Annotated in this window: 9 protein-coding genes; all 9 read left to right on the top strand. The window is 38.0% G+C overall.

The genetic code is table 11. The features are described from left to right. Positions 1-80 precede the first annotated feature (80 nt). The 9 genes from icd to polA all read left to right on the top strand — a co-directional run bounded on the left by icd (position 81) and on the right by polA (position 12,580). Positions 81-1,349, top strand: a complete 1,269-nt coding sequence (gene icd, locus AC1MGI_RS20250) for an NADP-dependent isocitrate dehydrogenase (protein WP_480347381.1) — start codon at positions 81-83, stop codon at positions 1,347-1,349. 126 nt (positions 1,350-1,475) lie between these two features. Continuing rightward, positions 1,476-2,411, top strand: a complete 936-nt coding sequence (gene mdh / locus AC1MGI_RS20245; protein WP_480347380.1) for a malate dehydrogenase — start codon at positions 1,476-1,478, stop codon at positions 2,409-2,411. A gap of 106 nt (positions 2,412-2,517) precedes the next feature. Further along, positions 2,518-2,994, top strand: coding sequence for a MaoC/PaaZ C-terminal domain-containing protein (locus AC1MGI_RS20240; RefSeq protein WP_480349890.1), 477 nt, complete (start codon positions 2,518-2,520; stop codon positions 2,992-2,994). A 328-nt stretch (positions 2,995-3,322) separates the two neighbouring features. Next, positions 3,323-4,039 carry a winged helix-turn-helix domain-containing protein gene (locus AC1MGI_RS20235; protein WP_480347378.1) on the top strand — a complete coding sequence of 239 codons (717 nt, stop codon included), beginning with the start codon at positions 3,323-3,325 and terminating at the stop codon, positions 4,037-4,039. Further along, positions 4,036-5,802, top strand: coding sequence for a two-component system histidine kinase PnpS (gene pnpS, locus AC1MGI_RS20230; RefSeq protein WP_480347377.1), 1,767 nt, complete (start codon positions 4,036-4,038; stop codon positions 5,800-5,802). The genes AC1MGI_RS20235 and pnpS overlap by 4 nt, the downstream gene beginning before the upstream one ends. Before the next feature lie 305 nt (positions 5,803-6,107). Then, the gene (hflK, locus tag AC1MGI_RS20225; RefSeq protein ID WP_480347373.1) at positions 6,108-7,070 is read left to right on the top strand and encodes an FtsH protease activity modulator HflK; all 963 of its coding nucleotides are present in this window, start codon (positions 6,108-6,110) and stop codon (positions 7,068-7,070) included. Further along, complete coding sequence (gene hflC, locus AC1MGI_RS20220; RefSeq protein ID WP_480347372.1) at positions 7,067-7,996, top strand: protease modulator HflC; 930 nt, start codon at positions 7,067-7,069, stop codon at positions 7,994-7,996. The genes hflK and hflC overlap by 4 nt, the downstream gene beginning before the upstream one ends. Before the next feature lie 189 nt (positions 7,997-8,185). Further along, on the top strand, positions 8,186-9,646 hold the full coding sequence (locus tag AC1MGI_RS20215) for an RNA-guided endonuclease InsQ/TnpB family protein (protein ID WP_480347371.1): 1,461 nt from the start codon (positions 8,186-8,188) through the stop codon (positions 9,644-9,646). Positions 9,647-9,946: 300 nt separating this feature from the next. Continuing rightward, the gene (polA, locus tag AC1MGI_RS20210) at positions 9,947-12,580 is read left to right on the top strand and encodes a DNA polymerase I (protein ID WP_480347369.1); all 2,634 of its coding nucleotides are present in this window, start codon (positions 9,947-9,949) and stop codon (positions 12,578-12,580) included. The last annotated feature ends 88 nt before the right edge of the window (positions 12,581-12,668 follow it).

Below are 12,668 nucleotides of genomic sequence, written 5' to 3'. Positions count from 1 at the left end.
TAATAAATGGTAGGAATAAAGGTTAGAGGCAATCAATATGGCCCTGCTAATCTTTGATATTGAATCGGAGGTAATTAGACATGACACAAGGTGAAAAAATCGCAGTAACAAATGGTGTACTAAGTGTACCAAACAACCCAATTGTACCTTTTATTGAAGGGGACGGAATCGGTCCAGATATCTGGGCAGCAGCATCTCGTGTATTAGACGCGGCTGTTGAAAAAACTTACAACGGCGAGAAAAAAATTGTTTGGCAAGAAGTATTGGCTGGACAAAAAGCATTTGATCAAACAGGAGAATGGCTTCCAGAAGAAACACTGAATGTAATTCGCGAGTATTTGATTGCGATTAAAGGACCGCTTACTACGCCAATCGGTGGTGGAATTCGTTCATTGAACGTTGCTTTGCGTCAAGAGCTTGATCTTTTCGTATGCCTTCGTCCAGTTCGTTATTTCGATGGTGTTCCTTCACCTGTTAAACGTCCAGAAGATACGGACATGGTCATTTTCCGTGAGAACACAGAAGACATCTATGCGGGGATTGAATATGCAAAAGGATCTGATGAAGTTAAAAAACTAATTGACTTCCTTCAAAATGAAATGGGTGTAAACAAAATTCGTTTCCCTGAAACGTCAGGTATTGGAATTAAACCAGTTTCTGAAGAAGGAACAAAACGTCTTGTACGTGCGGCTCTTAACTACGCAATTAAAGAAGGCCGTTCTTCATTAACTTTAGTACATAAAGGGAATATTATGAAGTTCACAGAAGGTGCATTTAAAAATTGGGGTTATGAAATAGCTGAACAAGAATTCGGTGATAAAGTATTCACTTGGAATCAATATGATCGCATTAAAGAAGCTGAAGGAACAGATGCGGCAAATAAAGCGCAAGCTGCTGCTGAAGCAGAAGGTAAGATCATCGTAAAAGATTCGATCGCTGATATTTTCTTACAACAAATTCTAACTCGTCCGAAAGAATTTGATGTAGTCGCTACAATGAATCTAAACGGAGACTACATTTCTGACGCGCTTGCTGCTCAAGTTGGCGGAATTGGGATTGCTCCTGGAGCGAACATCAACTACGAAACTGGACATGCTATTTTTGAAGCAACTCACGGTACTGCTCCGAAATATGCAGGACTTGATAAAGTGAACCCTTCTTCTGTTCTTCTTTCAGGTGTGCTATTACTTGAACATCTTGGATGGACGGAAGCTGCTGCGAGCATTACAGCTTCGGTAGAAAAAACAATTGCTTCTAAAGTTGTAACTTATGACTTTGCCCGCCTAATGGACGGTGCTACTGAAGTGAAATGTTCGGAATTCGCTGATGAACTAATTAAAAACCTATAATTTTCGATAGAACGCTTCTTTAGAGAAGAGGCCGGAATATACCGGCTTCTTTTCCAAGAAGTTTATTCGTGCAACAGGGATAAGGGAAGTAAATGATAATTTTTACATAGGGAAGGGGAGATCTCCATGTCAAAACGTAAAAAAATCTCTGTCATCGGTGGCGGTTTTACAGGAGCGACAACGGCGTTTTTTGCTGCACAAAAAGAATTGGGTGATGTTGTATTAGTAGATATTCCGCAAATGGAAAATCCGACTAAAGGGAAAGCGTTAGATATGCTAGAAGCAAGCCCTGTGTTTGGATTTGATGCAAAAATTACAGGTACTTCTGATTATGCAGACACTGCTCATTCTGATATTGTCATCATTACTGCTGGGATTGCTCGTAAACCAGGTATGAGTCGCGATGATTTAGTACAGACTAACCAAAAAGTAATGACAGCTGTTACGAAAGAAATTGTAAAATACTCTCCAAATTCAACGTTAATCGTTTTAACAAACCCAGTTGATGCTATGACATATACGGTATACAAAGAATCAGGTTTCCCGAAAGAACGTGTCATCGGTCAATCAGGCGTTCTTGATACGGCACGTTTCCGTACATTCGTTGCCCAAGAATTGAACTTGTCTGTTAAAGACGTGACTGGCTTCGTTCTAGGTGGTCATGGTGACGATATGGTTCCTCTTGTTCGCTACTCATATGCAGGCGGAATTCCGTTAGAAACCCTTATTCCACAAGATCGTTTAGACGCAATCGTTGCTCGTACACGTACAGGCGGCGGAGAAATCGTAAACCTTCTTGGAAACGGTAGTGCTTATTATGCACCAGCGGCAGCTCTTGTAGAAATGGCAGAGGCTATTCTGAAAGATCAACGCCGTGTTCTTCCGTCGATTGCATATCTTGAAGGAGAATATGGATTTGAAGGAATTTATCTTGGTGTGCCTACGGTTCTTGGTGCAGGCGGAATTGAACAAATCATTGAACTTGAATTAACAGAAGATGAAAAAGCAGCACTTTCTAAATCTGTTGATTCTGTTCGCAATGTTATGGCGATTCTTCAATAATTTCTAAAGTATATATTATAAAAAGCTGTCTAAGCGAGAGAATATGAGTGCCATTCGTTCACCTCTCTCTTCTTGGACAGTTTTTTCAAATCTGACGGAGGTCAACATTATGTTGCTTAAGAAACGAAAGCTTGGTAGAAAAATTGAAGAAATCCAAGAAGGCGAAAAGCTGACGCTCACTGAGAAAATGGAAGACAAAGATTTATTGTTATATTTAGGATTAACGAATGATGCAAACCCCTTATATATTCAACATGAATATGCCGCGCAGACTACTTTCAAAAAACCACTTGTGCCTCACATTATGCTAATCGGTATGGTCACTTCAGCTGTCTCCAAATATCTTCCAGGTCCAGGAAGCCATATTTTGTCCCATCATATCAAATTGCCAAATCCGGTCTATCATTATGAAACGATCAAGTTTCTATTTGAAGTAAAAGAAGTGAATGTTAATGAAAATGAAATGGTAATAGAAGTTGTAGGAGAAAACGATGAAGGAATTTGTATATTAGAAGGTAGAATAAAGGTTTGTCCCCCTAGCCAAATTAAAGGAATGGACGGCAGTGTTTTGGAAAGTTTCTAAAAAGATGATGAGCAGGATGTCTCAGGAAGGTCAACCTTACGCTACTACTATATTGTTTCTCGCTTTGCGTTATGTTAGTAGTGGTCTGGTCGGAACCTTACCTATGGACATCTTTTTATCCACTTAAGGCTTAGATGGATCGAAGAAGCATAGGTAGGGGAGAAACTGCCCGGAAAACCATAACAATCAGTGAGGGATGAAGAAAACCCCCATTGATTGAAGTTTCACTTAATATTACTCTTACTCTTTTTCTTATTTTAAATTATAATGAAGATGGATGAGTCGGCTCATTGTGAGTCGCGGGGTAATATATTTTCGGGAGGAAGCTATGTCTAATAAAATTCTCGTAGTGGATGATGAAAAATCCATTGTTACGTTACTACAATATAATTTAGAGCAATCAGGTTATTCCGTGATTACCGCTTTAGATGGAGAAGAAGGGTTAAATCGGGCAATTGCCGAAAAACCACAGTTAATTATTCTGGATTTAATGCTTCCAAAACTAGATGGGATAGAAGTTTGTAAGCAACTGCGCCAGCAAAAAATAATGGTGCCAATCTTAATGTTGACAGCGAAAGATGATGAGTTTGACAAAGTATTAGGATTGGAACTTGGTGCAGATGATTATATGACAAAGCCGTTTAGTCCAAGAGAAGTGGTCGCAAGAATTAAAGCGATTCTTAGAAGATCACAAATCAGTCAGGAAGCTGGAGAATCGAATGACGAACGTGAAGATGTTCTGAAACTTAATGAATTAGAAATTTACCATGATCGTTATGAAGCTTTTTTTAAGGGGAGATTACTTGAGCTGACTCCAAAGGAATTTGAATTATTACTGTATCTTGCACAGCATAAGGGAAGAGTTTTAACAAGAGACCAGCTACTAAGTGCAGTCTGGAATTACGACTTTGCGGGAGATACGAGGATTGTCGATGTACATATTAGCCATCTTCGAGAAAAAATAGAAGAAGATACAAGAAAGCCGATTTATATTAAAACAATACGTGGTTTAGGGTATAAGCTTGAGGAGCCGAAACCGGAATGACCAAATTCAAGACAAAGCTGTTAGTGGCAATTATCAGCTTGATCATTATTGTTCTTCTGGCAGAGGGGTTACTGCTCGGACAAGTTTTCAAAAATTACTATGTCAATACATTTAATGAAAGAATGGAAAGAGAAACCATTTTTATCGCCAAGTATATTCAGGAAAACGGGGGAATTTCTGAATTTATTCAACAAGGAAAAACAGAAGACTTGGCCAATCTACATGATGCCAATTTCACAATTATCAGGAATGATGGAACGATTCTTTACGATGACAATGTAAACCGAAATAATCATCCCGAACGTCACGAAGATATGCTGAAAAGCATCACTAATCAATTAGATAGAGATAAGCAGAGTGGATTTGTAGAGGGGCCTAAGAGTCTGCAATATTTTTATAAAACGATACAAAAAGACGGCTCGATTGAGGGTGCAGCTGTATTAAGTAATGAAATAGAAGCAATCGATCAAGTGAACAGTCAAATATGGTGGATTTTAACGATAAGCCTTATCGCGTCGCTATGTATTATTACCATGTTTGCGAGCAAAATCGCTTCTAGATACTCGCGTCCTATTGAGGCGGCGGCGACAACCGCGATTGAGCTTGCAGAAGGAAATTATCGGGCAAGAACCTATGAGCGGAGTTCGGATGAAATAGGCGTGCTTAGTAAATCGTTAAATATTTTGGCGAGAAATCTTCAAGAATTGCAAATTGCCAGAGATTTGCATGAGGATCGTCTGGAAACACTGATTGAAAATATTGGTAGTGGCGTGTTGCAAATCGATCATAAAGGGCATATTACGATGACGAATCTTGCCTATAAACAACAGTTTAATATGGAAGATACTGATTTATTGTACAAAGTTTATTATGAAGTGATTCCATCTGCAGAGATTATTGCGATTATTGAAGAAATTTTCATGACGGAAAAAAGCATCAAACGTCAAGTGTTAATTCCACTTACTATTGAAAGAAAACATTTTGAAGTGTACGGAGCGCCGATCATTGTAAAAAATGATGAGTGGAAGGGAATTATTATTGTTTTCCATGATATTACTGAATTAAAAAAATTAGAACAAATGCGGAAAGACTTTGTGGCGAATGTGTCGCATGAGTTGAAAACGCCAATCACTTCTATCAAAGGGTTTTCGGAGACCCTGCTGGACGGCGCTTTAAAGGACGAACAAGCCTTATATGATTTTCTAAAGATCATTTTAAGTGAAAGCGATCGCCTTCAAGAGCTTATTCAAGAATTGTTGGATCTATCCAAAATTGAGCAGCAAGATTTTGTTTTACAAATTGAGTCTGTGAATGTTAGTACCATTCTTGAAGAATCCATCGCGATGCTTTATGGTAAAGCAGAAGAAAAGAATATTAGGTTGGTCCTTGAAAGTAAGAGCCCTTCTTTATGGGTTGAGGGAGAAGCGAATCGAATTAAACAAATTTTTATCAATCTTATTACGAATGCACTAAATTATACAACAAGTGAAGGCGAAGTAAAGATTGAAGCATCAGAAGACGCGGACAATGTTCGGGTAGTTGTTCATGATAATGGCATTGGAATCGAAAGCAAAGAATTGCCGCGGATATTTGAGCGTTTTTACAGAGTGGATAAGGCAAGAAGTAGGGACTCTGGGGGAACAGGACTCGGTTTAGCTATTGTGAAGCATATTTTGGAAGTTCATAAAGGGAAAATAACGGTTGAAAGCTGCCCTGGGAAAGGAACGACGTTTACAGTTCTTTTAAAGAAACATATTCGTTGATGGGGAAATCATAATTTACATCATTTTAACAATTCTATTACATCCCGTTTATAATTAAAGGTTACAATGAACTAGAAAACCCCATCATCCAGGGAGCAGATGAGACGAGGACAACCCCATGTCCTCGTCTTTTTTGGCTTTTATACAAAATGTGTAAGCGTTAACAAGATACATCCACCTAATCACAATGGAGGGGCCCGTGTCCTTCATGCGAAATAGTAAGAGATAATAAAATTATGAAAATAATGAATCCTTTTCCAATATTTATCGTACATAAGAAGAGAGAGAATAAAGGAGGGGTTTCGATGGTGAGTTTAAAAAAGATTTACATAACAACTGGATTGACTCTATTGATTATCATATTAGGAATTTTGGCGATTACTACATGGTATACCGTTGATGAATCAGACCAAGCGGTGATCTTAACCTTCGGAAAAGTGGATGAAACGATTACTGAACCTGGATTACATGTGAAAATGCCTTGGCCGATTCAATCTGTTGAGAAAGTATCAAAGGAAACATTCAGCCTACAATTTGGCTATACCGATAAAGATGGTGTAGTGGAAGATTTTCCGAAAGAAACGAAAATGATTACCGGTGATGAAAACATTGTGCTCGCGGATTTAGTCGTTCAATGGAAAATAACTGATCCCGAGAAATATTTATATAACGTCGATGACCCGAACGAACTTTTATATGATTCAACATCTGCGGCACTTCGCAGCATTATCGGCAACTCGAAGATTGATGATGCACTAACGTCTGGAAAAGCTGAAATTGAAGCAAATGTCAGAGAACTGCTTTCCCACCTGATTGAAAAATATGATATCGGGATTTCGGTCCTTGCTGTTAAGCTTCAGGATGTTGAGCTTCCGAATAAAGAAGTTCGAAAAGCTTTTACAAATGTTACGGACGCTCGTGAAACGATGAACACGAAGAATAATGAAGCGAAAAAATATGAAAATCAGAGAATGAATGAAGCAAAAGGGGAAATTGCAGCGATTAATTCCGCAGCAGAAGGAGAAAAAGCTGCCAGAACCGAGCGTGCCCGTGGGGATGTAGCTGTTTTTAATAAGCTCTATGCAGAATATAAAAATAACCCAGATATTACAAGAGAACGTTTAGTGATTGAAACGCTTGAGCAAGTCCTTCCAAATGCAGAGATCTATATTATGAATGATGACGGGAATACGATGAAATACTTCCCGATCCGTGCCCTTGAAAAAGAACAGCCAAAAGCACCAGCTGAAAGTGAGGGAGCAAAATGAGTGATAAAGTAGTCGAATTAAATAGTCGTAAAGGCCTTGGACCGTGGAGAGGATATGTAAGAGTCGGTATTTTCTTCGTAATTTTACTTCTATTATTTCTTATCTTTATTAGTAATGTGTTTGTTGTGAAGGAAGGGGAATATCGAGTCGTCCGTCAATTCGGAGAGGTTGTTCGTATTGATAAGACGCCAGGTTTAAAGGTGAAGATCCCTTTTATCCAAAGCGTGACAACGTTGCCGAAGTATCAAATGGGATACGATGTTTCAGAAGCGGAGATTAATACAAGAGATAAAAAGCGAATCATGATCGATAATTATGCGGTTTGGAGAATTGAAGATCCGAAGAAAATGATTACCAATGCAAGAACAATTGAAAGTGCTGAAGCAAGAATGGAAGAATTCATTTATTCCGTTGTCCGCACCGAACTTGGTCAATTGAATTACGATGAAATCATCAATGATGAAAAGTCTTCAAGAGGAAGCCTGAATGATCGAATGACGGACAAAGTAAACGAGCTTCTTAATGACTCGAATTACGGAATTGTAGTGACAGACGTTCGAATTAAACGGACCGATTTGCCAGCGGAGAACGAAGCATCTGTGTTCAAACGGATGATTTCAGAACGTGAATCAACCGCGCAGCAATATCTTTCAAAAGGTGACGCAGATAAGAACCGTATCATGGCCGATACAGACAGAAAGGTTACTGAGCTCTTAGCGACTGCAAAGGCAGAAGCCGATATCATTCGCGCCCAAGGGGAAGCGGAAGCAGCGAAAGTATACAATGCTTCTTTCTCTAAGGATGCTGAATTTTACAGCTTATATCGAACACTTGAATCGTATAAAAAAACGATTGGCGATGATACGGTTATTATTCTGCCAGCCAATTCTCCATATGCAAGTCTGTTGATGGGAAACACTAAATAATAAATTTCAGAAGTAATCGTTCATTTATCTTTCTATCATTTTCACCAGTTCACTCCCTTCCTCAAATTTTTGAAAAAAATTAAGGAGGGGAGTAAATTGGTGCTTTTTAGATTGTTTTAAAAAACAAATTGTATTAGTGGTTTTTACAAACGTACGTTTGGTATAATGTTATTAAGGAGGTGAGAAAACATGACAACGGGAAATGAAGAAAAGAATTATAAAACTCACCAAATTTGGATTAAAAAAGGACATCGTATGCATGCGTATTTTCAAGAAATGACTCAAAATGCAAAAAATATGCATAACACAACTAACTTTTACATACGACAAGTTTACACAGGACTCACGCAAAACAAAGAATTACAACCCTTACAAAAGGAAGTTCTAGACAAGATTGATAATACATTTGATAAGATGAATGATGTTCAGTTATCTGTTTATCAAAAAAACATTGAAAAACAAAAATCAAGACCAAAAGAAAAACGAAAAGAAGTTAAATGTAATCTTTTTATAAAGCCATCTAAAGAAGAACCTTACGTAGATTATAACTTTTTGGACGCTTTGTTTAAGTTGATTTCGCAAAAAGATTATCGTTCCCTACCGGCGCAATCAAGTCAATCAGTAATGAAAGTTGTGTTTCAAAACTGGAAATCATTTTATGCTAGTTCAACAGATTATAAGCAAAATCCAACCAAATACAAAGCGAGACCAAGAATTCCTAAATATAGTCGCACAACCAAAAAAGAAGTTATTTTCACGAACCAAGATTGTGTGATTAAAGACAAAAAGTTCTTGAAGTTTCCTAAAACAAAAGAACGACTAAACATAGGGAAACTAGGTTTCTCAGAAGGAAAGCTAAAACAAGTAAGGGGTATTCCGAAATACAACCAGTATGTTGTAGAGTTAGTGATGGATGTTGCTGCTAAAAAAATTGAATTAGATGATAATAATAGATACATGAGTGTCGATTTAGGAATTGATAATCTTGCAACCATTGTTACGAATACAGGTCGTGAACCGATATTAGTAAAGGGCAAAAACGTCAAATCCGTTAATCAGTATTACAACAAAAAGAAAGCACACCTTCTTGAAGTTTTAAGGCAAGGAAAACAAATTAATGAAGGTCCTTTCACTTCTGAACGATTAGAAAAATTACATCAAATAAGACACTTAAAAAGTAAAGATATTTTTCATAAGGCAAGTTCAGAAGTTATAAAAATTGCGTTAGAAGAAAACACCAACACGATCATTATTGGGCAAAACAAAGAATGGAAACAAAACATTAACATCAGTAAACGCAACAACCAATCTTTCGTTAGTATCCCGCACAGTTTATTTATCAGCATGATTGAATACAAAGCTGCTCAACACGGGATTAAGGTGATTGTTACTGAGGAATCCTATACATCCAAAGCTAGTTTTCTTGATGGTGACGATATTCCGACTTATGGGAAAGGTGTTGGTAAAAAACACTTCTCAGGTAAGCGAATTAAAAGAGGGTTGTATCGTACAGGTCGTGATTGGTTAATCAATGCAGATATAAATGGTGCAGCGAATATTTTGAAAAAAGCGTTGTTGAGGTTCACAAAAGAAAATGATTTCAATATTGAAACGGTGAATGTTTGGAATCCAAAATCAATTATTATTTAAAAGAAGTCCCAACGGCAAGACCAATGGGATAGAGGGTCTGGGCGTATGTAGACTGCCAATGTGACAGCTCCACTGCTCGTTAATCGTTCAGGTTCACTTAGGAATCTTATGAGAATACATCGACACGGCAGAAACCCCTTTCTCAAAAATGCGTTAGTGTTTTAGGTGGGGAGTATTCATATCTACTCGTGGTAGAATATAGAGATGGGAAGAACGGTTTTTTTAAATAAAAAAACAAGATAATTGACTATAGAATTGGTTTTTGAAATCCAGTATTTTTGTAAAAGGAGGATTCTTAGTTTGAGTAATAAATTAGTGCTTATTGATGGAAACAGTATTGCGTATCGAGCTTTTTTTGCCTTGCCGTTGTTGAATAATGATAAAGGAGTTCATACGAATGCAATCTATGGATTCACGATGATGTTAAATAAGATTTTGGAGGAAGAAAAGCCAACACATGTACTTGTAGCGTTTGATGCCGGGAAAACGACTTTCCGCCACGAGTCGTATAAAGAATATAAAGGTGGCCGCCAGAAAACACCGCCAGAACTGTCTGAGCAATTTCCGTTTATCAGGGAGCTTCTTGATGCTTACGGAATTTCTCGTTATGAGCTTGCGAACTACGAAGCGGACGATATTATCGGTACTTTATCGCTTCATGCTGAAAAAGAAGACTTTGAAATTAAGATTATCTCTGGGGACAAAGATTTAACACAATTATCTTCGTCAGCCACAACGGTTGGCATTACGAAAAAAGGCATTACCGACATTGAAGAATACACCCCTTTACATATTCAAGAAAAATACGGCATCACACCCATTCAAATTATTGATATGAAGGGTCTAATGGGAGACGCTTCTGATAATATTCCTGGAATTCCTGGTGTAGGAGAAAAAACGGCGCTTAAATTGCTTCATCAGTTTCAAACAGTCGAAAACCTGTTGCAATCCATTGATCAAGTTAGCGGAAACAAACTGAAAGAAAAAATTGAAGAACATAAAGAGCTTGCCGTACTAAGTAAGGAGCTAGCTACCATTACGCGCGAAGCACCGATTGAAATCCAACTAAATGATACGGTATACAATGGAGTGGATCAGGAAAAAATCGCTCCTTTATATAAAGAGCTCGGATTTAACACATTGCTTGATAAATTAGATGTTGCAAATCCTGATGAAGACATTGTTCAAGAAGCGATGGATATTGAGTTGGTCAAAGAGATTACTGAAGAAATGTTGACAGAGGAAACGGCCCTTTATATCGAAATTCTAGATGATAATTATCATCGTGGAGATATCGTTGGCATTAGCCTTGCGAATGAAAAGGGGAATTTTTATATCCATGGTGATGTGGCCATCCACTCAGAGATCTTTAAAAGCTGGGCAGAAAATGAGTCGTATAAGAAATTCGTCTATGATGCAAAACGCTCGATTGTTTCGCTGAGTAGAAGAGGGATTGATTTAAAAGGAATTGAATTCGATTTATATCTAGCAGCCTACTTACTCAATCCGGCAGAATCGGTTGTGGATGTTGCAGCCATTGCCAAAGCTCAAAAGCGACCAATGCTTCAACCTGATGAAACTTTTTATGGAAAAGGGGCGAAACGTCAGATTCCTAACCAAGATGCCTTATGTGATTTCTTAGGGCGAAAAGCGAGGGCAATTTTAGCATTAAAAGATGAAATGATTACAGGTCTTGAGGAAAACGAGCAGTATGCATTATTGACTGATTTAGAATTACCACTTTCGATCATTCTTGCCAATATGGAATTACAAGGCATAAAGGTCGATGTCTCGCGTCTGATGGATATGGGACAAGAGCTCACGCAACGCTTGCAAGCTATTGAAGAAAAAATCTTCAGATTGGCTGGTGAGGCATTCAATATTAATTCGCCTAAACAGCTAGGTGTGATCTTGTTTGAAAAGCTTCAGCTACCGGTAATGAAGAAAACGAAAACAGGCTATTCAACTTCAGCAGATGTTTTGGAAAAACTGGAAAGTAAGCATGAAGTCGTTCGTGAAATTTTACATTATCGTCAGCTTGCTAAGCTACAATCTACTTATGTTGAAGGCTTGTTGAAGGTGGTTAGTTTTTCAGAGATAGATAAGGTTCATACAAGGTTCAATCAAGCATTAACCCAAACAGGGCGATTAAGCTCAACAGATCCCAATTTGCAAAATATCCCGATTCGTTTAGAAGAAGGAAGAAAAATAAGACAAGCATTCATTCCATCAGAAAAAGACTGGCTTATTTTTGCGGCTGATTATTCGCAAATCGAATTGCGGGTACTTGCGCATATCGCCAATGATCAAGCGATGATTGAAGCGTTCCGCTCTGATATGGATATTCACACGAAAACAGCGATGGATGTGTTTCATGTTGAAAAAGACGAAGTGACTTCAAATATGCGACGTCAAGCGAAAGCTGTTAATTTTGGAATCGTCTATGGAATTAGCGACTATGGCTTATCTCAAAGTCTTGGTATTACTCGGAAAGAAGCGGGAGAATTTATTGAGAAATATTTAAAGAGCTTTCCAGGGGTACAGGAATATATGCATGAAAGCATATTTGAAGCGAATCAAAAAGGATATGTTAATACGCTTTTAAACCGCCGTCGCTATATTCCAGAAATCACGAGCAAAAACTTTAATATAAGAAGCTTTGCAGAACGGACTGCAATGAATACACCGATTCAAGGGAGCGCCGCGGATATTATTAAACTTGCGATGATTAATATGGTGGACCGAATTGAACAGGAAAATTTAAAAACAAAAATGCTTCTTCAAGTACATGATGAACTAATCTTCGAAGCGCCGCCGGAAGAAATTGAAATCCTAATGAAGATCGTACCAGAAGAAATGGAACGCGCAATTGAGCTAAACGTTCCGTTAAAAGTAGACTACTCGTATGGTCCGACATGGTTTGATGCAAAGTAATAAGAAAAGCGGAAGCGACTTGGTTAAGGGCGGATCAACTTGGTTTGCCGTATTTCATTGTATTTATTAGTATTAACCAAATAAGGAA

Source organism: Peribacillus sp. BM1 (genome assembly GCF_056679975.1).
Note: the sequence above shows the minus strand (reverse complement) of the source record. Positions and strands in the feature narration are given on the sequence as shown.